General features: G+C 71.2%; 22 protein-coding genes and 1 pseudogene. 14 read left to right on the top strand and 9 right to left on the bottom strand.

Annotation, left to right across the window (positions count from 1 at the left end; all coding sequences use genetic code 11):
- Nucleotides 1–130: 130 nt before the first annotated feature.
- Together QSK31_RS45800 and QSK31_RS45795 are read right to left on the bottom strand one after the other, a co-directional pair.
- Entirely contained in the window at nt 131–895 is a 765-nt protein-coding gene (locus tag QSK31_RS45800; RefSeq protein WP_285691425.1) for a DUF1206 domain-containing protein, read from the bottom strand.
- Between the two features lie 141 nt (nt 896–1036).
- Nucleotides 1037–1708, bottom strand: coding sequence for a DivIVA domain-containing protein (locus QSK31_RS45795; RefSeq protein ID WP_285691424.1), 672 nt, complete (start codon nt 1706–1708; stop codon nt 1037–1039).
- 346 nt (nt 1709–2054) lie between these two features.
- Between QSK31_RS45795 and QSK31_RS45790 the strand changes: the two genes are divergently transcribed.
- Together QSK31_RS45790 and QSK31_RS45785 are read left to right on the top strand one after the other, a co-directional pair.
- Entirely contained in the window at nt 2055–2783 is a 729-nt protein-coding gene (locus QSK31_RS45790; RefSeq protein WP_285691423.1) for a hypothetical protein, read from the top strand.
- 54 nt (nt 2784–2837) lie between these two features.
- Entirely contained in the window at nt 2838–3533 is a 696-nt protein-coding gene (locus tag QSK31_RS45785) for a hypothetical protein (protein ID WP_285691422.1), read from the top strand.
- On the opposite strand, the gene QSK31_RS45780 is transcribed toward QSK31_RS45785, so the two are convergent.
- From QSK31_RS45780 to QSK31_RS45765, 4 genes are all read right to left on the bottom strand, one after another.
- Nucleotides 3523–4791 (bottom strand): SGNH/GDSL hydrolase family protein, encoded by a 1269-nt coding sequence (locus QSK31_RS45780; RefSeq protein ID WP_285691421.1) that lies wholly within the window; start codon nt 4789–4791, stop codon nt 3523–3525. The two genes, QSK31_RS45785 and QSK31_RS45780, sit on opposite strands and share 11 nt — an antisense overlap.
- 54 nt (nt 4792–4845) lie before the next feature.
- Nucleotides 4846–6333: an alpha/beta hydrolase gene (locus QSK31_RS45775; protein ID WP_285691420.1), complete on the bottom strand. Its 1488-nt coding sequence runs from the start codon at nt 6331–6333 to the stop codon at nt 4846–4848.
- 2 nt (nt 6334–6335) lie between these two features.
- Nucleotides 6336–6659 carry a hypothetical protein gene (locus QSK31_RS45770; protein ID WP_285691419.1) on the bottom strand — a complete coding sequence of 108 codons (324 nt, stop codon included), beginning with the start codon at nt 6657–6659 and terminating at the stop codon, nt 6336–6338.
- A 146-nt stretch (nt 6660–6805) separates the two neighbouring features.
- Nucleotides 6806–8014, bottom strand: coding sequence for a pyridoxal phosphate-dependent aminotransferase (locus QSK31_RS45765; protein WP_285691418.1), 1209 nt, complete (start codon nt 8012–8014; stop codon nt 6806–6808).
- Between the two features lie 63 nt (nt 8015–8077).
- On the opposite strand from QSK31_RS45765, the gene QSK31_RS45760 reads away from it, so the two are divergent.
- On the top strand, nt 8078–9187 hold the full coding sequence (locus QSK31_RS45760) for a HEAT repeat domain-containing protein (protein WP_285691417.1): 1110 nt from the start codon (nt 8078–8080) through the stop codon (nt 9185–9187).
- The gene (locus tag QSK31_RS45755; protein ID WP_285691415.1) at nt 9184–10650 is read left to right on the top strand and encodes a glycosyltransferase family 2 protein; all 1467 of its coding nucleotides are present in this window, start codon (nt 9184–9186) and stop codon (nt 10648–10650) included. Before QSK31_RS45760 ends, QSK31_RS45755 begins: the two co-directional genes overlap by 4 nt.
- A 101-nt stretch (nt 10651–10751) precedes the next feature.
- Here QSK31_RS45755 and QSK31_RS45750 read toward each other — a convergent pair whose 3' ends face one another.
- The gene (locus tag QSK31_RS45750) at nt 10752–12383 is read right to left on the bottom strand and encodes a hypothetical protein (RefSeq protein WP_285691414.1); all 1632 of its coding nucleotides are present in this window, start codon (nt 12381–12383) and stop codon (nt 10752–10754) included.
- A gap of 29 nt (nt 12384–12412) precedes the next feature.
- The gene (locus QSK31_RS45745; protein WP_285691413.1) at nt 12413–13054 is read right to left on the bottom strand and encodes a DUF3159 domain-containing protein; all 642 of its coding nucleotides are present in this window, start codon (nt 13052–13054) and stop codon (nt 12413–12415) included.
- Nucleotides 13055–13190: 136 nt separating this feature from the next.
- Between QSK31_RS45745 and QSK31_RS45740 the strand changes: the two genes are divergently transcribed.
- The 9 genes and pseudogenes from QSK31_RS45740 (at nt 13191) to QSK31_RS45705 (ending at nt 20313) form a co-directional block, all read left to right on the top strand.
- Nucleotides 13191–14438, top strand: a complete 1248-nt coding sequence (locus QSK31_RS45740) for an NRAMP family divalent metal transporter (RefSeq protein ID WP_285691412.1) — start codon at nt 13191–13193, stop codon at nt 14436–14438.
- A 71-nt stretch (nt 14439–14509) separates the two neighbouring features.
- Nucleotides 14510–15265 (top strand): LamB/YcsF family protein, encoded by a 756-nt coding sequence (locus QSK31_RS45735; protein WP_285691411.1) that lies wholly within the window; start codon nt 14510–14512, stop codon nt 15263–15265.
- The gene (locus QSK31_RS45730) at nt 15262–16026 is read left to right on the top strand and encodes a putative hydro-lyase (protein ID WP_285691410.1); all 765 of its coding nucleotides are present in this window, start codon (nt 15262–15264) and stop codon (nt 16024–16026) included. Before QSK31_RS45735 ends, QSK31_RS45730 begins: the two co-directional genes overlap by 4 nt.
- On the top strand, nt 16023–16640 hold the full coding sequence (pxpB, locus tag QSK31_RS45725) for a 5-oxoprolinase subunit PxpB (protein WP_285691409.1): 618 nt from the start codon (nt 16023–16025) through the stop codon (nt 16638–16640). The genes QSK31_RS45730 and pxpB overlap by 4 nt, the downstream gene beginning before the upstream one ends.
- Nucleotide 16641: 1 nt before the next feature.
- Nucleotides 16642–17100: pseudogene (locus tag QSK31_RS49370) on the top strand (5-oxoprolinase subunit C family protein); the annotation flags it as partial.
- Nucleotides 17080–17712 carry a 5-oxoprolinase subunit C family protein gene (locus QSK31_RS49365; RefSeq protein ID WP_502873118.1) on the top strand — a complete coding sequence of 211 codons (633 nt, stop codon included), beginning with the start codon at nt 17080–17082 and terminating at the stop codon, nt 17710–17712. The pseudogene QSK31_RS49370 and the gene QSK31_RS49365, both read left to right, overlap by 21 nt.
- A 125-nt stretch (nt 17713–17837) precedes the next feature.
- Nucleotides 17838–18218, top strand: a complete 381-nt coding sequence (locus tag QSK31_RS45715) for a YciI family protein (RefSeq protein WP_285691407.1) — start codon at nt 17838–17840, stop codon at nt 18216–18218.
- Nucleotides 18218–19444 carry an RNA polymerase sigma factor gene (locus QSK31_RS45710; RefSeq protein ID WP_285691406.1) on the top strand — a complete coding sequence of 409 codons (1227 nt, stop codon included), beginning with the start codon at nt 18218–18220 and terminating at the stop codon, nt 19442–19444. The genes QSK31_RS45715 and QSK31_RS45710 overlap by 1 nt, the downstream gene beginning before the upstream one ends.
- A 239-nt stretch (nt 19445–19683) precedes the next feature.
- Nucleotides 19684–20313, top strand: a complete 630-nt coding sequence (locus tag QSK31_RS45705) for an HAD family hydrolase (protein WP_285691405.1) — start codon at nt 19684–19686, stop codon at nt 20311–20313.
- Here the strand turns inward: QSK31_RS45705 and QSK31_RS45700 are convergent.
- A complete protein-coding gene (locus QSK31_RS45700; RefSeq protein ID WP_285691404.1) occupies nt 20261–22921 on the bottom strand; it encodes a LuxR C-terminal-related transcriptional regulator in 2661 nt (886 codons plus the stop codon). The genes QSK31_RS45705 and QSK31_RS45700 overlap by 53 nt on opposite strands.
- 71 nt (nt 22922–22992) lie before the next feature.
- On the opposite strand from QSK31_RS45700, the gene QSK31_RS45695 reads away from it, so the two are divergent.
- Nucleotides 22993–23652 (top strand): GntR family transcriptional regulator, encoded by a 660-nt coding sequence (locus QSK31_RS45695; RefSeq protein WP_285691403.1) that lies wholly within the window; start codon nt 22993–22995, stop codon nt 23650–23652.
- Nucleotides 23653–23674 lie beyond the last annotated feature (22 nt).

Here is a 23674-nt window from a genome sequence, read left to right as displayed (position 1 = left end):
CTCAAACAGCAAATACCAAGCCCGCGGACCAAACATCAACCGGCGCAGCTACCAAGCCACCACCAGCATCGCCATCATCATTCCCGACCCTTGACCACCACCACAGAGCCTTAACTGAACGACGTTGGATCTAGACCTTGCGGTACTTGGCCTCGGCGACCGAGAACAGGCCGTACGCCGCGAAGCCGAGGGCCACCAGGAGCAGGACCCAGGAGCCGTAGGTGTGACTGGCCAGTTCGCGCAGCGCCGCGTCGAGGCCGCGGGCCTTGTCCGGGTCGTACTGGACGGCGGCGACGACGAAGAGGGCACCGGCGATGCCGTACGCGATGCCCTTGGCCGTGAAACCCACCTCGCCGAGGCGGCGCAGCAGGTTGCGGGTCGCCTGGGTCATCCGGCTCACCCGCAGGTGGCGCTCGAAGCGCTTGGTGAGGCCGGCGACGGCCAGGAAGACGCCGATGGCCGCCACGGCGAGGCCGGCCGCGATCACCGCGACCCGGCCCAGGTCGGAGGCGAGCAGGCCCTCGGCGGCGTTCTGCTGGGTGTCGGCGCTCGACGCGGGCTTGCCGCGCAGCACCTTGATGCCGTTCCAGCCCAGGTAGAGGTAGAAGGCGGCCCGGCCGCCCGACGCCACGCGGTCGCGCAGGCGGCGCGTCTCGAAGATCTCCAGGATCTGCCAGGCGGCCATCGCGGCCAGGCCGATCACGATCAGCACGATCAGCGCCGCGCCGAACGGCTCCTCGGCCAGCTTCTTCATCGCGCCGGACTGGTCGCCGTCCGCGGCGGGACCACCGAAGGCGATTTTCACGATCAGGTACGCGAAGAGGAGGTGCACGACGCCGTAGCCGATGAAGCCCGCGCGTGTCAGGCCCTCGAGCCAGCTTTTACCAGGGGACATGGCCGGGCCTATGACCCAGGACCACCGCTGCGAAACCTGTATGGCGCAGGCGTTCACCGCGTCGCTGCATTTACGCGCTCGACGCCCAGCACATTTCTTCGGGGGAGGAACGCTTCAATCCGGCGGCGCGGGGCGGGGCATTCAGTCGGCTACGGCGTCGCCGCCGATAAGCTTTTCCTGGTTGTTCAGGTGGTGGCGCAAAGCGGCGTGATAGCTGCCGGCGAGGCGGGTCAGACCGTCGATCTCCTCCTGCAGCGCGGCGCGCGCGCCTTGGACCTCGGCCATCGCCTCGGTGTGCCGGCGGTGGGCGTTGTCCGCCAGCGCCAGCCCGGCGGCCTGAGCATCCCGGATCGTGCGTTCTGCCTGCTGGCGGGCCTCGGAGAGCAGCTCGACAGACTCCTGGTGGGACTCGCGGACATGCACGTCCGCGGTCTCGTGCGCCCTCGCCAGAACCCGATCGGTGAGTTGCGTCACGGGGGCGGCCGGTTTGGCCTGCGAGGCGCGCCGAGCCTGCTCCAGTTCCGCCTGCAGGGCGGTGGCGTTCCGCTCGGCGCGGTCGCGCTCCTCGGCTGCCCGGCGCAGTTGCTCGGACGTCCGGCGCAGCTCGTCGGAGCCGGGCGAGGCAGCGGGCGGCTCGGCGTCGGCCGGGTGGCCGGCGCGGCGTTGCAGCTCGTCGCTGTCCTCGAGGAGGGCGATCATCTCGGCGGACACCTCGTCCAGGAGGGCGTCGACCTGTTCCTCGTCGTAGCCGCGCTTACCGAGCGGGGACTTGCCGAAGACGGTGTTGTGGATGTCGGCTGGCGTGAGCGGCACATTGCTCCTCGAAGCCGGGTGCGAGTGGACGGACACGACGCACCCTACGCGCGGTCGCGCGCGCCGACACGCCGCCCCGCGTCGCCGTCGCCCGGTATTCTCCGATGATCGGCAGCAGTGGACGACATTTAATTCCCTTTTCCATGCTAGGGTCATATGCCGAGGAAAATGATTCGCTTTCGATATCAAAATGGGTTCGGCAGCAAAAAGCGATGAATTTCTCGCATTGACTTTTTTCGGTCCCGGATGGGGTGGCGGCCGACGCGTGTCGCTGGTTCGGCTGCGCGCGCGGCCGTCGCCTGTCGCCGGACACCCGGGGGATGACAGCCGTCCATACAGTGAGGCGATGGTGCGGTGGAATCCCTTCAAACGCCCCGGCCCCTCGTTGTCGGCGGGCGCGTCGCTGTCGGCTGCTGCTGAGGCACATTTCCACGCCGGTCGGTTCGAGCAGGCTCGCGTCGGGTTCGCCGCGGCGATCGCCGAGAAACAGCCGCAGCTGGAACAGCGGGCCGACGACGTCGCGCTGAGCGCCGCCATCGCCGGCGACCTCAACAATCTCGGGCTGTGCCTGGGCAAGCTCGCCCGTTTCCGGGAGGCGGCCGACGTGCTCACCGGTTCCGTCACGATCTTTCAGGCCCTCGGCCCGGCGTACGCGCCGTATGCGGCCGGCACCCTGCAGAGCCTGGCCGGGGCGCTCGGCGACGGCGGCGAGCTCGACCGGGCGGTGACGGTCAGCCGCGAGGCCGTCGAGACGCGCCGCGGCCAGCCCGCCGACGACCGGCCGCCGCCCGCGCGTGAACTCGAACTGGCCCGGACGCTGCGCATGTTCGCGCACGTGCGGGCCGAGGCCGGCGCCGAACTGGACGAGGCGCAGACGGCACTGAGCGAGGCGCAGACGCTCCAGCTCAACGCGCTCAACCGGCAACCAGAGATGGCCACGATCAACGAGATCTACACGACCGAGCTCGTCCAGGCCCGCCTGTGGGCCCGGCGCGGCCGGACCGAGGACGCGCGGCGCATCGAAGGGATGGTCCGCGCGCGGCACCTCGACGCGTTGCTCGGGATGATGAAGTAGCAGCTTCCTGTCACGGCACCCCGGACGGTCGCCGCGCGCTCCTACCATTGCTCAATGCGTACCCCACTGATGGTCTGCCTTGTCCTGGTGATGACCGCGGCCGGTTGTGGTGTGGTGGGCGGCTCGAAGGAGAAGGTGCCCGTCGAGTTTGGGAGCGCGCGGCCGGGAGCCGCGATCGCGCTGCCCGACCCGCCGAAGGGTGGAGTGATCCCGGCCGACAAGTGGCCCAGCGCCTGCCAATTCCTGTCCGACGAGGAGATCACCGCGCTGCTGCCACAGGCGGCCGACATCGTCCGGAAACCCAAGGTGGTCAGCGTGCTCACCCTCGACGACGAGCAGCGGGCGAAGGCGCCCGAGGGCGCGTGCACGTTCCAGTTCTGGCTGAAGGGCGCCACGACCGAGGAGATCACCTCCAGCGTCGACGTCGGCATCTCGGGCCTGGCCGACCCCGAGGTGATCACCGCCCACTACGCCGAGACGCTGGTCGTTGACCGCAAGCGCAAGGACAAGTCGCAGGTCGAGGACTACGGCGCCCGGCTCGGACCGGAGGCCTGCTACAGCTATCTGACCGGCAGCTACTTCCACACACTGCTCTGCCGGCAGGGCACGCTGCTCTTCCACGTGGACGGCATCGGCTTCGGCACCTTCCCCGGGGTCGCCGAGGGAGACCTGCCCGCCGGCGGCAAACACTGGCGGGACAAGGTCCAGGCGCCGGTGGCGGGCGTGATCGCCGCCAAGATCAGCCGCTGATCAGCTGGATGTCGTCGACGTAGCCGCGGAAGAGGCCGGTGTTGCGCGGCTGGTCGTAGCCGATGCGGATCTGGTCGATCGTGCCGCCGGCCAAGGGGGCCAGGCTGATCCGGATCTGGTTCCACTGGTTGAGGATCAGGCGGTTGCCCTCACCCTGGAACTGGGGGTGCGCGCGGACGCCGAACTGGTCCACGGCGCCGGAGTCGCGGAGGCTGCGGCCGTCGGTCAGGGACAGGTCGATCGCCACGGAAGTCGCGTTGGCGAGCTGCGGGTAGATCCAGTAGGTGAGCGTGCTGTCGGCGGCTATCGGCGTGTGGACGTCGTAGACCCTGTTGTACGAGTAGGACTGGGTGGCGCTGGTGTCGTTGCCGGAGAACATCAGGGCGTACGCGTCGCTGTGGGCCGTCTCCGCGCGGACGGCGGACTCCATCGCGGTCAGGTTGCAGCAGTAACCGCCGACGTTGAGCGAGCTGTTGACCGTGTTGGACCACGTCGGCGGCGGGGACGCCGGGTCGAAGGCGGTACGCAGCAGCGGCCAGGAGCGGCCCGCGCCGAGCACGGGACGCAGGGCCGAGTACCAGATGTTGCCCATCTTGACGTAGCCGGCGTCGGTGGGGTGGATGCCGTCGGAGCTGATGTCGTCGACGGTCAGCGACGAGTTCAGGTCGGCCAGGTGAACACGGTGACCGGCCGCCTGCTCGTCACGCGCGATCGCCGGGAGCTGGGCGTTGAAGGCCTGGGTCTCGGCGTTGTTGCCGGCGTCGCGGGACGGCACCAGGGTGGAGAAGACCACCGCGATGCCGGGGCGGGCCGCCACGATGCGCTGGACCAGGGCGCGCATGCGAGCGGGCGCGTTGGGCAGGTCGTAGTTCTGGATCGTGTCGTTGGTGCCGACGTTGATCAGCACCACGTCGGGCTGGTAGGTGGCCAGCCAGCCGTCGATGCTCGCGGCGACCTGGTCGATCCGCCAGCCCGGATGGCCCTCGTTGTCGCGGTCGGCCATGGCGCCGGACTGCTGGGAGCCGACATAGTCGACCGTGACCCCGGCGTCGGCGAGACGTTTCCGCAGATCCTCGCGGTACCCGTTGCCGTCGGAGGAGGCGGTGCCCCAGGTGATGGAGGCGCCCAGCGGCATCACCTTGACCGGGTCGGCGGCCTGCGCGGCAGCCTGCGCGGCGGCGGGCGGGGCGGCCTGCGCGGCTGCGGGCGCGGCCAGGCCGGTGAGAGCGAGGGAGGCGGCGACGAAGGCATGAAGCATGCAAGACCCCTGACATTGATGTCAGGCAATCAGACAATGACGTCTGTCAATGTGTCAAATGATGATCCCGCCGAGCCGCCGTACCGAGGCCGTGCCGGCGTCGAAGTAGCCGAGATGGACGTCGCCGTCACCGCTGTCGTCCTCCAGGACCACGGCGCCGAAGTCGGGATCCACCGGATTGGCGCCGTGGTCGCCGCCGACGTACTGGATCAGGCCCTGGATCCAGTCGTCCTCCCCGGTGATCGCATAGACATGCTGTCCGACCTGGTCCGGCGGCACGCCGTCCAGACGCAGCTCGGTGACGTCGTTGACCGGCACGCCGGGGCTGGCGACCAGGACCACGTCGTCCACGTCCAGGCCGAAGCGGTGAGCCGCGATGCCGGTCACCACCGTGCCGTAGCTGTGCGCGATGATCGTCTGGTGTGCGTCCGGCCCGATGTGGGTGGCTCGCAGACCGTCCTCGAAACGGTCGAGCCTCGGCGCCGCGGCCTCGGCCGGCGCGGCCGAGACGCCACCGACGAAGCTGGGGGAGTCGTACCCGACCCAGGCGATCACCGAAGTCTGCCCGAACGTGGTGTCGTCGCCGGCGGCCCGGCCGGCGGCGTCCCGGAGGTTGGCGGCCCGCCCGATGTCGTCACCGACGGTGGCCAGGCCGCTGCCGACCCCGGGGACGAGCGTGCTCACATTGGCTGCTGTGTCCGGGTTGCCGAGCGCCACGATCGCGGTGCCGTCGCCGGTCGCGTCCAGCCCGAGCAGGAAATGGTCCTCCTGCGGGAGCTTGGCCAGTGACTCCAGCCCGCGGACCCGCTCGGCCAGCGCCTGATACTCGGCGTACTCGTCGACGGTGTTGAGTGCGGCCGGATCGATCCGGGCGAGCTGGGCCTTCTGGGTCGCGAGCTCGCGACCCAGCGCCTCGCGGTTGAGCTCGTTGCGGACCTCGGCCGGGATGCCGTCGAGGTTGCGGACGGCGTCCGGGTTCTCCGCCTTCAGTGCGTCCTGCGTGGCGGTCGGCAGGGTCTGCCACCAGTCGCGGATGTTCGCCGGGGTGGTCTCCGGCGGCGGCACCTCGGCGCGGCCCAGGGGAGCGCCGCCGGCCTCGTAGACCCGGGACGCGGCCTCGCGCAGCAGCCGGCTCACCTCGGCGGCAACGCCGGTGACGAACTCGCCGCGCAGGCCCGGCTCGACCTGCGCGTACAGCGGCTCGTTACGGGCCACGGTGTCGGCGATCACCAGCTTCACCGCGGCGACCTCCCCGGCGTACGCGTCGGCTCGTCGCCCCAGTTCGACCATCGCGTTGCCGGCGTCGGCCGTGTTGCCCAGATGGGCGAAGGCCCGCTGGTGGTACGCCCGGCCGGCGTCGTCGACCCACCGGTCCTCGATCTCCTTGAGCGAGAAACCACCGGCCTCGATGAACCCGCCGCCCTGCCCGCGCCAGTTCGCGGACAGCTCGCGGACCGTGTCCTCGTTCGCCTCCGGCCAGGCCGACGGCATCGACAACGCCACCAGCCGCCACAGCTCACCGGTGGGCTCCGCGACCGGCATGATCAGCCCCCGTCCCGGATCACGCCGGCCAGCCCGGCCCGGGCCTGATCCTCGGCCGTCGTGTAGAGCCGGACGCACTCGCCGCCGAGCTCACCGTCGCCGCGGACCTCGCCGGGCGCCTGGTCGGCGATGGCCTTGACGATGTCCCGGTCGCTCTCGTAGATCGCCTTGAAGCTGTCGGCCAGCCAGTCGGCGCCGATCGCGGCCTCGCCGGCGTCGATGGCGGCGCGCCCGGTCCGCCACGCGGTCTCCAGGTCCTCGCCGGCGGCGGCCAGCCGGTGCGCGAGCGGCTCGACCACGTCGGTCCACATGTGCAGATCGCCCATGCGTACGACGATGCCCGGCCGGACGCCCCGCGCCCGGCCGGTGACAGCAACCGGCCTTACTGGCGGAGCCGGCCTTACTGGCGGAGCCGGCCTTACTGGCGGAGCCGGCCTTACTGGCGGAGCCGGCCTTACTGGCGGAGCCGGCCTTACTGGCGGTAGACGGCGAGGAAGCGGGCCAGCCGGTCGGTCGCGTCGTCCAGCACGTCGACCGGGGCCAGGAACACCATCCGAACGTGGTCGGTGGTCGGCAGGTTGAAGCCGGTGCCGTGCGACAGCAGGAGGTGCTGCTGCTCCAGCAGGTCGACGATCATCCGCTGGTCGTCGCGGATCTTGTGGACGTCCGGGTCGAGGCGGGCGAAGAGGTACAGCGCGCCCATCGGCTTCATGCAGGTCACGCCGGGGATGTCGGACAGCTTGCGCCACGCGTGGTCGCGTTGCTCGTACAGCCGGCCCCCGGGTTTGATCAGCTCTTGGATGCTCTGGTAGCCGCCCAGGGCGGTCTGGATCGCGTGCTGGGCCGGCACGTTGGGGCAGAGGCGCATGTTGGCCAGGAGTTGCAGCCCCTCGAGGTACTCCTCGGACTGCGCCTTGGGGCCGGAGACCGCCAGCCAGCCGGAGCGGAAACCGGCCGCGCGGTACGTCTTGGACAGCCCGCTCATCGTCAGCACCAGCAGGTCGGGGGCGAGCGCGGCCGCGCACTCGTGCACCGCGCCGTCGAACAGGATCTTGTCGTAGATCTCGTCGGCGAGCACCAGCAGGTCATGCTTGCGGGCCACGTCGAGCAGCCCGAGCAGGGTCTCGCGCGAGTAGACGGCGCCGGTCGGGTTGTTCGGGTTGATGATCACCATGGCACGGGTGTTCGGGGTGATCCGGGCGGCCACGTCGGCGACATCCGGCTCCCAGTCGCGCTCCTCGTCGCAGCGGTAGTGCACCGGCCGCCCGCCGCACAGCGTCACCGCCCCGGTCCACAACGGATAGTCGGGGCTGGGCACCAGCACCTCGTCGCCGGTGTTCAGCAGCGCCTGCAGGGTCATCACGATCAGCTCGGAGACGCCGTTGCCGAGGAACACGTCGTCCGGCTGGACATCGCGGACGCCGAGGGTCTGGTAGTACTGCGCGACGGCCACCCGGGCCGAGTAGATGCCCCGGGCGTCGCTGTAGCCCTGGGCGTTGCGCAGGTTGTGCACCACGTCGGCCATGATCGGCTCGGGTGCGTCCAGCCCCCACGGGCCCGGGTTGCCGAGGTTCAGCTTGAGCAGCCGATGGCCGGCGCTCTCCAGCTCCTGAGCTCGGCGCAGCACGGGACCGCGGATGTCGTACCGGACATTCTTGAGCCTGCTCGCCTGCGCCACCATGCATCGAGCTTAAAGCGGCCAACTCCCCGCCCGCAGAGTGCCATAACAGGTAGTTTGACCCTTATGCTGCGGATCTTCACGATCATCATCGTGGTGCTGGCGGCCATCGTGGCCGTGACCGCGCTGGCCATCGTCGCCGTCCGCGTCCACCGCCACGTCCGCCGCCGCAAGCAGGCCGCGCTCGCCGCCGGGCCCCGCCAGGCCCTGCTCGCCTTCGTCGCGGACAACGGCGAGGAGGGCAGCCACGGCCTCGTCGCCATCCCGGAAGACGCGTGGAAAGCCGCCGAACCCGGCGCGCTCGGCCTGCTCGGCAAACTGCGCGGCGAAGCCCACCAGGCCCTCGTCTCCGTCTTCCTGCGCCGCGGCACCGCCCGCCGCGCCCTCTACGACCTGCGCTCCCGCAGCCGGGTCCGGCGCGCCCGGGCCGCCCAGGTGCTCGGCGACCTGGAACTACGCCAGGCCGTCCCCGAGCTGTGCCGGCTGCTCACCGACCGGCGCGCCGAAGTACGCGTGGTCGCGGTGCGGGCACTCGGCCGGATCGGCGACCCGGCCGCCGCGTGGCGGCTCATCGCGAGCCTCGACCAGTCCGACCCGGTGCCGTCCCTGCTGGCCACCCACACCCTGGTGCAACTCGGCCCGGAGGCCGAGGTCACCCTCTCCGCCGCGCTCGACCACCCCGAGGCACGCGTACGCGCGGTCTGCCTCGAAGCCCTCGGCCTGCTCGGAGCCACCGGCGCCCTGGACCGGGTGGCCCGGGTCCTGCGCGAGGACGCGGTGCTCGACGTCTCCGTCGCGGCCGCCACCAACCTCGGCCGGCTCGGCACCCGCGGCGCCGTCGAACCACTCACCCAGGCGCTGACCTCGGCCCGGCCCGCCGCCCTGCGCGCCGCGGCCGCCCGGGCCCTCGGCGACCTCGGCGCCCCGTCCGCCGTGGGGGCGCTGGTGGCCCTGCTCGACGACGAGCAATACCGGGTGGCCCACGAGGCCGCCCACGCGCTGCGCCGGGTCGGGCCACGCGGCCGGCAGGCGCTGCAGGACGTACTGGACGCCGACCGGGCCGACCGCGGCGGCCGGGGAGCGCACGCCCAGCCGTCCTCGGCCGCCGCACACGCCCGCGAAGCCCTCGCCATGGCGGCGGTCACCCTCGACGTGCCGGAGCCGGTGCCCGTATGAGTGTCGAACTGGTCCGGCAGATCCTGCACGCCACCGACTGGGCGATCTTCGCCTACTTCATCGCTCTCAACAGCAGCTATCTGATCCTGATCATTCTCGCCGGCATGGAATTCACCCAGCACCTACGGAGATTGCCGTTCGCGGGCAGCGACGACATGTTCAGGTCACCCCTGACCCTGCCGGTCACGGTGATCGTGCCCGCCTACAACGAAGGGCCCGGGATCGTGTTCGCGGTGCAGGCGATGACGTCGCTGCGCTACCCGCGGTACGAGGTCGTGGTGGTCGACGACGGCTCCACCGACGACACCTTCGAGCAGTTGCGCCGGCACTTCGACCTGGTCGAGATCCCGCGCGTGGTGCCCGGCGAAGTCCCGTACACGAGCCAGGTCCTGTCCGTGCACGTGGCCCGCGCCAACCCGGAGACCCTGACCGTCGTCCGCAAGACCAACGGCGGCAAATCCGACGCCCTGAACGTCGGCATCAACCTGGCCCGGCACCCGCTGGTCTGCATGGTGGACGCCGACTCGGTGCTCGACCCCGACGCGCTGCTGTCGGTGGCCAAGCCGTTCGGCGACGACCCGCTGCGGGTGGCGGCCTGCGGCGGCGTGGTGCGCATCGCCAACGGCTGCAAGGTGGTCGGCGGACGCGTGGTCGACGTCCGGATGCCGCGGCAATGGCTGGTCCGGGTGCAGGTCGTCGAATATCTGCGGGCGTTCCTGATGGGCCGCACCGGCTGGTCCCGCCTCGGCGGCCTGGTGGTCATCTCCGGCGCCTTCGGCATCTTCCGCCGCGACCTGGTCGTCAAGATCGGCGGAATGGCGCACGACACCGTCGGCGAGGACGCCGAACTGGTCGTACGCCTGCACCACTACCTGCGCGAACGCCGCGAGGACTACCGCGTGATCTTCGTGGCCGAGCCGGTCAGCTGGAGCGAGGCGCCCAGCAGCATGCGCGTCCTGGGCCGGCAGCGGTTGCGCTGGCACCGAGGCATCGCCGAGATCCTCAGCAAACACCGGCGCATGATCCTCAACCCCCGCTACGGCCGGATCGGGCTGCTCGCCCTCCCGTACTACGTGGCGTTCGAGCTGCTGGCGCCGTTCATCGAGCTGGCGGCTCTGGTGCTGGTGCCGCTCGGGCTCTGGGCCGACGCGATCAACCTGGACTTCGCCTGGCGGTTCGCCCTTGTCGCGTACGGGTACGGGCTGCTGGTCAGCTTGGTGTCGCTGTTCATCGAGGAGGTCTCGTTCCATCGGTATCTACGATGGACGGACATGCTGCGGGGGGTGGTGGCGGCGATCATCGAGAACTTCGGGTACCGGCAGATCCTGGCGGTGTGGCAGGTTTCGGGGGCGGCGCACGCATGGCGGGGGAGACCGGCGGTCTGGGGGGCGATGCAGCGCCAAGGTTTCGACACGGTCCCGGCCGACGCCGACGATCTGGTGGGAGCCGGTTCGAGGACCTGAGGCTGAACCCGCTTGAGGCGTTCCGGAGGCCGTGTATGCTTACCCCGACACGCAAAATGCCCCTGCCGGTTGGCCGGGGCATTTTTGCGCTCCTGGTCCGCCTACTGGCGGGGCTCCAGAAGGTCGACCACACTCAGACCCGTTTCGCCGCCGACCAGTTTGAGGCCGACTTCGGCCCGAGCGGCGAGCTTGAGCGGAGCGAGATTCTCCACGAGCATGGCGTGAGTGACCCGGTCGAGTCCGGCACCCACCAACGGCGCGACGATGCGCAGGGTCGCCTTCAACGCCACGCCTTCCATCGAGCCGCCGTGCAGCACGATGTTGCGAGTCCGGTACAGACGCCTCAGCGCGATCCGAAGAACAGTGACCGCGGTCGAGAGTTCCCTTCTGGGATCGGTGACGACGTGGCGCATACGTTGAGCCGCTGCGATGTCGGAGTCACGTCTGAATCGGTCTGCCGGCCTCACCACGGTCCCCGCCCTCACAGCTTCGGCTACCGCGAACGCCCTGTCGCGGTTGGTCGAGCAGGCCGCCAGTTGCTTGATCAGGGAGTCTGGGGTCTCAGGTCGATGCCGGTGGGAGAGCGCCGTCAGTTCCGCGCGGGGCCAGGAGCAGGCGATGATGGCAGCCAACCGGTCCGCGGCGACCGCCTTGCCTGATCGTTCTGCCTCGGCGGGATCGTCCGGATGCGACAGCAGCGATTCGACAGCGGCCCATGCGCCCGCTACCGCGGGGCCGAGCACGCCTCGGTTCACTGGCGCGGCGAGTTCCAAGGCGGCATCGATCAGACTGCGTCGGCCGTCAATTTGATAGAGGCTTTGCTCGTTCGAGAGAGACAGCACATCGGCACCCCGTGACGGGGTGGCAAACGGGATCGGGACGGGGTGGTCATCGACCCACAAATGTGGGGCCGGCCTGATCCTGCCGCGGTTCCCTCGCATGAACGACGATCGCGCCACTATGTGTTCGACGAGCTCGCGCGCCTGGCTCGCAGCGCTGAACGGATCCCGCGCGGTGACTCGATAGATGAATCCACCACCGGGGTTCACTCCATTCATGGAGTGGCCGCGTTGCTTGAGCCAGTCGATTACTTCCCGGACCGAGACCCACGCCTCGTGCCTCTGAGCCTGTCCTCGTTCGGGCACGGTTTCCAGGACCGCGAGAACGGTGAATTCCCGTGGTCCGGCTGCGTCGAGCGACACCGCGTCCTGGAGAACCTTCTCGACGCCGGCCCGTTGGTGTGCAAGTCGACCGATCCATGCCGCCAGATGGCTTGCGTCGTAACCGAGGTCGAGCAGATGTGCTGCGATGACGCGAGCAAGCCTTTCCGGCCGCGGCCGTTGCTGGTCAGGCAGAGTGGCCGCGTCTGCCCAACGGCGGATGTAGCCGCCGCGGGCATGGTCGATGATCTCTTCGAGCCGACGGTGTGCAGGGCTCGGGTCGGGGAGCGGGTTGCTCAGCAGCGAGGTCAGCTCGGCCCGCAATTCCTTGGCGCCGAGGCCGATGTCGGGCCCGATTGCTCTCAAGAGTTCGCGGCGCTGCCAGTCGACCGCGGACATGGACAGCACGCGGTGCCGAGCCCAGGTGCTTGCCTCCAGCAGTTCCTGCAGGGCGAGCAGCGACCCGACATCCCACAGCCGGCGTGGCCACGGTTGTCCTTCGAGGGTGAAGAAGTCGATCATTCGTGCACGGACATGGTCGTCATAGACGGTTGCTGAAGATTCAGACGTCACTCGTGAACACTAGACTAGTGGTCACTCGACTAGGGGACCGCATTCTCGGGGATCTGGGGGTGGCGGAGGCCGGGGTGGTCGGGCGGGAGGCTGTGGCGGATCACCCACCAGCTCGCGGCGATGACCGCGGCGACCAAGGGCCACGTCAGCGCGATCTGGGTGATACCCAGGGCTACGACCTGGCCGGTGGCGTACAGCGGCAGGAAGACCGCCAGCCGGACGACATACTGCAGGACCCAGACCCAACTGCCTTTTCGGTACGCCGTGAGCAGCGCCGGGTCGCGACGCCATTTCGTGCGCTGGCCGAGGACGCCGCCGACCACCAGGCCCAGCAGGGGGCGGCGGATCACGATGCTGACGATCCAGGCCAGGGCGCTGGCGCCGTTGGTGAGCACGCGCAGGAGGAAGAAGTCCTCGGCTCGGCCGGTGCGCAAGGCCACCAACGCGGCCACGCACACGCCCAGCAGGCCGATCAGGACGGCGCCGGGCTTGTCGCCTCGGCGTAGGCGCCACGCGGCGACGGCCAGTGCCACCAGGACCGCGGCGGCGGAGCCCCAGCCGATCGAGTGGCCCGTCACCAGCCAGCCGGCCAGGAAGCCGGCGACCGGCGCGGTGGCGTCCAAAGCCGCTCGGCGACCGCCCAGCAGATCCGACAGTGACTCGTCCGCCAACGCCCACCCCCTATGAGTTAGGCAAGCCTAACGGATATGCCAGATGAGAAGAATTGTTCAACAACTCTTCTCAAATCGTTGAACGATCTCTACGGTCAAAGCATCGACGGAAATTCCCAGTGATCAGGAGCACGCCATGCCGCCTGAGTCCTCCGTACCGACCGCCACCGCGCCCCGGAGCAGCAAGAAAGACCGGCGGACCGCGCTGGTAGGCGCGATCTTCCTGATGGCCACGAGTGCCATCGGGCCCGGCTTCATCACGCAGACCACCAACTTCACGGTCGCGCTCGGCGCGGCGTTCGCCTTCGGCATCCTGATGTCGATTCTGGTCGACTTCGTGGTCCAGATGAACATCTGGCGGATCATCTCGGTCAGCGGCAAGCGGGCCCACGAGATCGCCAACGCGGTCGTCCCGGGCGCCGGCTACCTGCTCGCCACCCTGGTCATTCTGGGCGGCCTGGTCTTCAACATCGGCAACGTGGCCGGCACCGGACTCGGGCTCAACGCGATGCTCGGCCTCGACCCGAAGATCGGCGGGGCGATCAGCGTGCTCATCGCCATCTCGCTGTTCGTCGTCAAGCGCGCCGGAATGGCCATGGACCGGGTGATCATCGTGCTCGGCATCCTGATGATCGCGCTGACCGTCTACGTCGCGATCGTGTCGGGGCCGCCGGTCGGCGAGGCGCTGACCCAGACCGTGTGGCCGGACACCATCGACTTCGCCGCGATCACCACGATCATCGGTGGCACGGTCGGCGGCTACATCACCTACTCCGGCGCGCACCGGCTGCTGGACAGCGGCACCACGGGACCGGAGCACGTCCGGGAGGTCACCCGCGGCGCGCTGACCGGGATCGCCGTCACCGGCCTCATGCGGTACGTGCTGTTCCTCGCCATCTTCGGTGTCGTGGCCGGCGGCGTGGCACTGAACACCAAGGGCAACGCCACCGCGGACGCCTTCGAGTCGGCGGCCGGTCAGTTCGGGCTACGGGCGTTCGGTGTGGTGCTCTGGGCGGCCGCCATCACGTCGGTCATCGGCGCGGCGTACACGTCGGTGTCGTTTCTCGACGCCTTCTCACGGCGCTTCGCTGAGCCCCGTACGCGAAATCTCGCGACCGTGATCTTCATTTTGGTCAGCGCGGTCATCTTCCTGATCCTCGGCACCGCGCCCGCCGCCCTGCTGGTGTTCGCCGGCGGTTTCAACGGGCTGATCCTGCCGATCGGGTTCACGATCCTGCTGTACGCGGCGTGGCGGCGTCGCGAACTCCTCGGCGGGTATCGCTATCCCGTGTGGCTCATCGTCGCCGGAGTGCTGGTGGCGGCGTTGACCTGGTACATGGGGGTGGTCTCCGCGCGGACCATCTTCGACTACCTGGCCTCGTAGTTCTTTCTTGGCGGCCTGGGCATGGGTGCGGCAACACCCGGCCCGGGCCGCTCCGGACCTTGGAGTGGGCGATGGACCTCAATTCCGACCTCGGCGAGGGCTTCGGCACCTGGCGACTCGGCGACGACGCCGCGCTGCTGGACATCGTGACCAGCGCGAACATCGCCTGCGGCTTCCACGCCGGCGACCCGCGGACGCTGCTGTCCACCTGCGAGCGGGCGGTCACCCGGGGCGTCGCGATCGGCGCCCAGGTGGGCTACCGCGACCTGCCCGGCTTCGGCCGGCGCTTCATCGACTACGAGCCGGCCGACCTGGTCGCCGACGTGCTCTACCAGCTGGCCGCGCTGGACGGGCTGGCCCGGGTCGCCGGCGGCCGGGTGCGCTACGTGAAGCCGCACGGCGCGCTGTACAACGCGATCGTCTCGCACGAACGGCAGGCGGCCGCGGTGGTCGAGGCGATCAGCCGGTACGACACCCGGCTCCCGGTGCTGCACCTGCCCGGATCCGTGTTCAGCGACGTGGCGTCGGCCGCCGGGCTGCGGGTCGTCGCCGAGGCGTTCGCCGACCGCGGCTACACGCCCGACGGCACGCTGGTGTCGCGGCGCTCGCCCGGGGCGATCATCGAGGACCCCGAACTCGTCGCCGAGCGGATGGTGCGGTTGGTCCTGGCAGGCGAGTTGGTCGCGGTCGACGGCACCCCCATTTCGGTACGCGCGGAGTCCATCTGCGTCCACGGGGACACGCCCGGGGCGGTGACCATGGCCCGTACGGTCGCCAAGGCGCTCGCCGACGCGGGCGTACACCTCGAATCCTTCACCGCCTCATGATCGCCGCGCAGCTCCGGTCGTCCTTCCGGGCCGGCGAGGTGCGGCCCACGGCCGGCCTCGCGCCCGGTCACGCCCAGGCCAACCTGATCGCGGTCCCGCGGGACTGGGCCTTCGAGATGCTGCTGTACGGCCAGCGCAACCCGCGGCCGTGCCCGGTGCTCGACGTCACCGACCCCGGATCGCCGTTCACCGATCTGGCGCCGGGGGCGGATCTGCGGACCGACCTGCCGCTCTACCGCGTGTGGCGCGACGGTGAGCTCGCCGAGGAGACGCCCGACGCCACGTCCGCCTGGCGCGACGACCTCGTGGCGTTCCTGATCGGGTGCAGCTTCAGCTTCGAGGCGGCGCTCCTGGCGGCCGGGATCGACGTGCGGCACATCGCGCTGGGGTGCAACGTGCCGATGTACCGGACGAACGTCGCCTGCCGTCCCGCCGGACGGTTGCACGGCGGCATGGTGGTGTCGATGCGGCCGATCCCGGCCGGGCAGATCGCGCTCGCCGCCACGATCAGCGGACGGTTCCCGGCAGTGCACGGCGCGCCGGTGCACGTGGGTTCGCCCTCGGATCTCGGGATCGCGTCCCTGGACTCGCCGGACTTCGGCGACGCCGTGCCTCTCCGGGACGGCGAGCTGCCGGTGTTCTGGGCGTGCGGCGTCACCCCGCAGGTGGCGGTGATGGCTTCCGGCGTGCCCTACGCGGTCACCCACTCGCCCGGACACATGCTGATCACCGACGTTCCCGACACGAGATACCAGGTATGAGCACACGTTTCCTGCGATGCGGCCGCGAGGCCGTGCTGGTCGAGGTCGCCGATCTGGCGGCGGCCATGGCGCTCTACGCGGCGCTGCGGGACGCCTCGCTGCCCGGGGTCGTCGACCTGGTGCCGGCCGCGCGTACCGTCCTGATCCGGCTCGACCCCTCGGTTACTTCTCCCGCACTCGTCCGGACGCTGGTCTCCTCTGTCCCGGTCGCCGACGGCCGTCCGGTGGACGCCGGCACGGTCACCATTCCCGTGCACTACGACGGGCCGGATCTCGCCGACGTGGCGGCCCTGGTCGGGGTGTCGGCGGAGGAAGTCGTGAAGATGCACACCGCGGGGGAGTGGACGGTTGCGTTCACCGGGTTCGCGCCCGGGTTCGGATATCTCATCGGGGGCGACCCGCGGCTGTCGGTGCCGCGGCGGTCGTCACCGCGTACCCGAATCCCCGCGGGCTCCGTCGCACTCGCCGGACCGTACTCCGGGGTTTACCCCAACGAGAGCCCCGGCGGATGGCAGCTGATCGGGCAGACGTCGCTGCGCATCTGGGATCTCGACCGGGATCCGCCGGCGTTGCTGTTGCCCGGTGTCCGTGTGCGGTTCGAGGCGGTGAACTGAGATGTTGATGACTGTGGTGCGGACCGGCCCTCGAGTGGTGATCAAGGATCGGGGGCGGCCGGGGCATGGGGCGTTGGGGGTGGCGCCGTCAGGGGCCGCTGACCGTGGCGCGCTGGATCGGGCCAACGCGCTGGTGGGGAACGCGCCTGAGGCCGCTGTGCTGGAGTGCACGCTGGGCGGGTTGCGGGTTCGGTTCGACGGGCCTGCGGTGGTGGCGTTGGCGGGAAGCGATGCTCGGCTGACCGTGGACGGGGTGGTCCGGGAGTCGCCTGTTTCGGTGCCTGCTGGTGCTCTTGTGCAGGTGGGGACGCCGCGGGTCGGAGTGCGGTCTTATCTGGCGGTGCGGGGTGGGATTGATGTGGCTTTGGTGCTCGGGTCGCGGTCGACGGATGCGTCGGGGCTGGGGCCTGCGCGTCCTGCTGCTGGGGATGAACTGCCCGTGGGCGCCGAGCCGGGTGGGGGCGGCGGATCGGGCGTCCGGCTGGGCGGGGGCGACAGGCCCGGCGGTGGCGCCGAATCGGGCGTGAGCGCCGAGCCCGGCGGTGGCGCCGAATCCGGCGTGAGCGCCGAGCCCGGCGGAGGCGCCGAGCCCGGCGTGCGGGACAGGTCGGGTGTGGGCGAAATTCCGGATTTGTCGGGCGTTGCCGCCGCCACCCCCGCCCCTGCACTGGGTGGGTCTGACGATAGCCCCGCCGACCGACGTTCTCGCGACTTATCCACAGGCGTACTCGAAGTAGATCTCGGCCCGCGCGACGACTGGTTCACCGCCGGGGCCGTCGCCACGTTCCTGCGCGAGACCTACACCGTCACGCCGGCCAGTGACACCGTCGGCCTTCGCCTCGACGGCCCGCCCCTGGACCGCAGCCGCACCGAGGAACTGCCCAGCGAAGGCGTCGTCCGCGGCTCCATCCAGGTCCCGCCGGACGGCAAGCCGATCATCTTCCAGGCCGACCACCCGGTCACCGGCGGCTACCCGGTGATCGCCGTCCTCACCCCGGCCGCCGCCGACCTGGCCGCGCAGCTACGCCCCGGCCGGACGGTCCGCTTCACGACCGCGCCCCAGCCTCGATAAGCTCTCTGACCTGGGCCGTTCCAACGGGCGAAAGAATTCTGAGTTGCCGTGTCGATCCGCGGGCCGCTCGTTCGACGTGGGGGTGCGAGGGCCGGGAGGCGGCCCCGCCGGACGAGGAGAACGCGATGTCGAAATACATGCTGATCATGCGGGGCACCGACGAGTCGAACGCCGCCATGATGGCCAACATCGACGAGATGATGGCCACCAGCCGTCAGTTCATCGAGGACCTGTTCAAGGCCGGCGTCTACGTCGCGGCCGAGGGGCTGGACGACCCGGGCACGGGCGTCGTGGTCGACTTCAGCGGCGAGGCCCCGGTGGTCACGGACGGACCGTACGGGGAGACCAAGGAGTTGTTCGGGGGCTTCTTCCTGATCGATGTCGCCTCGAAGCAGGAGGCGGTCGAGTGGGCCAAGCGAGTCCCGGCCGCCCCCGGTTCCAAGGTCGAGGTCCGGCGCGTGCCGGGGGAGGACGAGGCGCCGCCGCGGATCGACGGCCAGATCTGATGAGTACGGCCGACGTCGAGGCCGTCTGGCGGATCGAGTCGGCTCGGATCGTCGCCGCGCTGACCCGGTTCACCGGCGACTTCGGGCTGGCCGAGGACGCGGCTCAGGAGGCGGTGGCCGAGGCGCTGGTGTCGTGGCCGCGTGACTCCCCGGCCAATCCGGCCGGCTGGCTGATGGCGACGGCCCGGCGGCGGGCGATCGACGCGATCCGCCGCCGGGTCGCCCTCCATGACCGGTACGCCCTGCTGGCGGCCGGTCCGGAACCGGGCTCGGCGGTCGACGACTTGATCGACCCCGACCGGATCGACGACGACGTGCTGGCGCTGATGTTCGTCAGCTGCCATCCGGTGCTCTCCCCGGAGGCCCGGGTGGCGTTGACCCTGCGCGTGGTCGGCGGCCTGTCCAGCGAGGAGATCGCCCGGGCGTTCCTGGTGCCGGTGCCGACCGTGCAGGCCCGCATCACCCGGGGCAAGAAGACGATCGCGGCGGCCGGGGTGCCGTTCGAGCTGCCGCCGGCCGCCGAGCGCCGGGAACGGCTGGGCGGTGTGCTCAGCGTCATCTACGTGATCTTCAACGAGGGGTCGACGGCCACGTCGGGGGACCGGCTGCTGCGTCCCGCCGTCGCCTACGAGGCGATCCGGCTGGCCCGTACCCTGGCCGCGCTGCAGCCGGACGAGCCGGAGGTGCACGGCCTGCTCGCGCTGTGCGAGCTGACCGCCGCGCGTTTCCCGGCCCGGACCGGCCCGGACGGCTCGCCGATCCTGCTCGAGGACCAGGACCGGCGGCGGTGGGACTTCTCGGCGATCCACCGGGGGCTGGCCGCGCTGGCCAAGGCGTCGCCGCGTGGCCTCGGCCCGTACGGGCTGCAGGCCGCGATCGCCGCCACCCACGCGTCGGCGGCGTCGGTCGAGGCCACCGACTGGGACCGGATCGTGGTGCTCTACGAGGCGCTCGGCCGGGTCGCGCCGTCGCCGGTGGTCGAGCTCAACCGGGCCGTCGCCGTGGCCATGGCGTCCGGCCCGGAGCGGGCTTTGACGATCGTGGACGAGCTGGTCGCCTCGGACCGGCTCCCCGGCTCCCATCTGGTTCCGACGGTACGCGGTGAGCTGCTGACCCGGCTCGGGCGGCTGCCGGAGGCGCGCGCCGAGCTGGAGCTGGCCGCCCGGCGGTGCCCCAACCAGCAGGAACGCTCGGTGCTGTTGCGCAAGGCGGCAGCGCTGAGCTGACGGGCGCTGCGGGCGTACCCGTGATCTCGGCGGTCTTCTGCGAAACGGCCGAGGAGGCCGACGCCGCGCTGGCCCTGACCGAGCCGGACCATGCGGGCTGCTCGTACGCCCTCACCGGCGGGCAGTCCCTGCGAGCTGGGCCACGACCACACCCCGGCGTTCGCAGGTTGAGACGGTCCGGCTATTCACTCTTCTCATACATCTCGATATTTGCATGTGTACGGATCTAGGCTGGCCTCATGTGGCGGGCGGTGCTGTTCGACCTGGACGGGACGCTGCACGACAGTGACCCGGCCTGGCAGGACGCGCTGCTCGCGCTCGCCGAGCGGCACGAGCTGGTTGCCGCGGCCGGCGCCTTCGAGGGCTTGGCAGGCATGAGTACGCCCGAAGCGGTCGCCCTGGTGCACGGCCGCCTCGGCGTGGCCGGTGGGGACGTGACCGGTGACGTGTTCTGGCTGGAGGAGCGGGTGGCCCGGCGCCTCGCGAAGCGCGCGGAATGGCATCCGGGGGCGCTCGATCTGGTCCGCGAGGTGCGAGCCCGGGGCTTCCCGACGGCCCTGGTCACGAGCAGTTGCCGGCAGGTCGTGGACGGGTTGCTCGCCGCGCTGCCCGACGAGCCGTTCGACGTCGTCGTCACGGGGGACGACGTCGAGCGCATGAAGCCCGACCCGGAGCCCTACCTGCTCGCCGCGAAACGTCTCGACGCCGACCCGGCGGACTGTGTGGCCGTCGAGGACTCGGCGATGGGTGTGGCCAGCGCCGTCGCGGCCGGCTGCGGCGTCGTCGACATCGGACGGTTGCCGGGCCGCGAGGCCCTCACCGCGGAGCTGATAGCGCGGGGTGATCGCGGAGCTGGCGGCGGGACGTGACGCCCAGTTTGCGGAAGATGTTGCGCAGGTGGGCGTCGACCGTGCGGGGGCTGATGAAGAGCCGCGCCGCCACCTCGCCGGAGGTCGCGCCGGCCGCCACCTCGCGGGCGATGGCCTGTTCCTGGTCGGTGAGCTGAGCGCTGTCCGGGGAGGCGCGTCGCTCGCCGGTGGCGCGCAGCTCGTCGGCGGCCCGGCGGGCGAACGCCTCGATGCCGGCCGCGGACAGCGTCTCGTGGGCTGTGCGCAGGTGCTGGCGGCTGTCGCGGCGGCGGCCCTGGCGGCGGAGCCATTCGCCGTACAGCAGGTGGGCCCGGCCGCGGTAGGGGAGCAGCGGCGACTCGGCGAGCCGTTCCACCGCCTCGCGATAGTGATCCTCAACCCCGAGGACCAGGCCTTTCGCGTACGCCGCGACGCCCAGCCCGGTGGCCGTGCCGCTGGCGTCGGTGCGCTCGGTCAGGGACCGTAACGCCTCCGTTGCGGGGGCGCCGCAGCGTACGGCCGCTTCGACAAGCTCGGGCAGCGCCGCACCGGCGAGGAACAGGTCGCCGCACGAGACCGCCCGCTGGGCCGCCGCGAGCGCGGCCGGATAGTCGCCGATCCCGTTGCGCAGCACCGCTTCCGCCCAGTGCACGTTGGCGACCAGGCTGCCGGGCGCGGCCAGCGCGGCGGCGAACAGGGCCTCGTCCGGCCGTCCGCGCATCGCCGCCACCTGCAGCCGGTGGTAGTACACGCGAGGAAGGCCGGTGGCGTCGGCGATGGCCTCCTCTTCGGCGATCGCGGTCGTCGCCGCGTCCAGGTCACCGGCCAGGGCGGCCCGGGACGCCTCCTGCGCCAGGCCGAGGCGCAGCACCTGCGGGGAGCCGGACTCGCGGCCGGCCTTGATCAGCCACTCGACGATCGCCGCGTGGGTGTGCGGATCCCACAGCTCGGAGGCGATCATGACGGCCAGCCCGGGGTGGCGCGTCCAGAGCGGCTCGGCGAGCGCCGCACGCAGCAGCGGGACGGCGGCGCTATGCCCGTCGGAGGTCAAGATCTTCAAGGCGGAGAGCACATCGGGGGTACGCGAGGCCGGAGCGGCCGCCAGGACGAGGTCGAGTACGCCGTCGGCCCGCCCGGCCACCAAAGCCATCTCGAGGGCGTCGAGCACCCGTTCCCGGGACCACGCCGGATCCGTGCCGGCGGTTCGTGAGGCGGCGCGCAACACCAGCATCGGGCCGTCGGTGTCGTCCCGCCGAGCGAAGGCGATCTGCCCACGCAACAGGTCCACCCGCGCGGCGTGCCGTTCCCCGCCCGGGTCGTCCACCCGCGCGGCCTGCCGTTCCCCGCCCGGGTCGTCCATCCGCGAGGTGTGCCGGTCGACGGCGACGGTCGTCAGCAACCGCTCGGCCGCCTCGGTGTGACCGGCGTCGAGGTTGGCCTGGGCGGCCGCGAGGGTCCGCTCGGCGCGGGCGACCGGGTCCAGCGACAGCGCGGCGGCGCGTTCGAGGAAGGCCGCCGCGGCGACCACGCCGCCACGGGTGCGGGCCCGCGCGGCGGAACGCTCCAGCTCGGCGGCGATGTCGTCGTCGGGGCCGGTGCCGGCCTGGGCGCGGTGCCAGGCCCGGCGATCCGGGTCGGCCGCCGGGTCGGTGACCGCGGCGAGCACACCATGAGCGGTACGCCGGTCCGCCGCCGGCGCCGCGCGATACACCGCGGAGCGGGCCAGCGGATGACAGAACCGCACCCGGGTGCCGAACTCGACCAGTCCGGACGCCGTCGCGGCAGGCACGTCCACCTCCAGCCCGCGCACCGCCGGCCAGAGCAGTCCCGGATCGCCGGTGGGGTCGGCGCTGGCCACGGTGAGCAGCAGACGCGCGCCGTCGGGCAGAGCCGCCAGCCGGTCGCGGTAACTCCGCTCGACCCGCGCCGGCCCGTCCGCGACAGGCCCGAAACCGTCCCCGGCCGGCCCAGACCCGCCCGCCGGCGAATCGGCGCCCGCCGGCCCGTCCGCGACCGGGCCGAAACCGCCCGCCGACGGCAGTTCCAGCAGCGCCAGCGGGTTGCCCCGCGCCTCGGCGACGATCCGCTCGCGGACCTGCTCGTCGAGCGTCCGATGGCCGTCGGCCAGCACCGCCCGCGCCTCCGCGTCGGTCAAACCGCTCACCCGCAGGCCGGGCAGCTCGTCGAGCACACCCGGCTCCCGCGCCGCGAAGATCATCACGATCGGCTCGGCGGCGATCCGCCGGGCCGCGAACGCCATCGCCCTCCGCGAAGCCGTGTCCAGCCAGTGCGCGTCGTCGATCAGGCAGAGCAGCGGGCGCTCGCGGGCGGCGTACACCAGAAGCTCGAGGGTTTTGAGCCCCGCCTGGAACAGGTCGGGCGCGACGGGAAAGGTCCGGGTCAGAGGCACACAGAGCTGGTGCAGTCCGGCGTACGGAAGCTCGATCTCGAACTCCGCCCCGGAGGCCTCGACCACCCGGAAGCCGGCGGCGGCCGACCGCGCGTGACCCAGCAGCGTGCTCTTGCCGATCCCGGCCTCGCCGAGCAGGACCAGCGCACCACCCCGGCCGTCGCGAGCGGCGTGGATCAGCTCGTCGACGCGCCCCGTCTCGTCCCGTCGCCCTCGCATCCAGGTGATTGTCGCCGACGCGAGCACGGCCCCGATCCGGTGCCCCGGACTCGGCTGGTTGACTGGATGTCGTGAGCACCGCACCTTTTACTTCGCCGGAGAAGCAGGAGTCCGGGGCGGCGCGGGCCGTCAACGGGCTGCGCGACCGGATGATCTCGGGCGAGCTGGCACCCGGGACGCGTTTGTCCGAGAGCAGGTGGACCGGCCCGCTCGACGTGTCCCGCAACACGCTGCGTGAGGCCTTCTCGACGCTCATCGAGGAGGGCCTGCTGGTCCGGGTGCCGCACCGCGGCGTGTTCGTGGCGACGCTGACCCCCGCGCAGATCGCCGACATCTACCGGGTCCGGGTCCTGCTGGAGTGCACCGCGCTCCGGCAGGCCCCGGCCGACCCGCCGCAGGCGGGTTTGATGCGCGAGGCAGTCGACGAGGCCCTGGCCGCCGCGGCGACGGGCCAGTGGCGCGCCGTCGGCACGGCGAACATGCACTTCCACGAGCACATCGTCGCCCTGGCCGGCAGCCCCCGCCTGGACGGCTGGATGCGTCAGCTCACCGCCGAGCTCCGCCTGGCCTTCGCCGCGGCGCCCGAGCCCGAGGCCCTGCACCGCCCGTTCGTCCCGATGAATGACGAGATCGCCCGCGCCTACGAGGCCGGCGACCCGGCGCGGGCCGCCGACCTGTTGCACGACTACCTCCTGACCTCGGAGCGCATCGTCCTGGGACTCCTGCCCTGACAGCTGCCCCATCCGCCGGCCC

Origin of the sequence: Actinoplanes sp. NBRC 103695 (assembly GCF_030269485.1) — a bacterium.
GTDB lineage: Bacteria > Actinomycetota > Actinomycetes > Mycobacteriales > Micromonosporaceae > Actinoplanes.
Note: the sequence above shows the minus strand (reverse complement) of the source record. Positions and strands in the feature narration are given on the sequence as shown.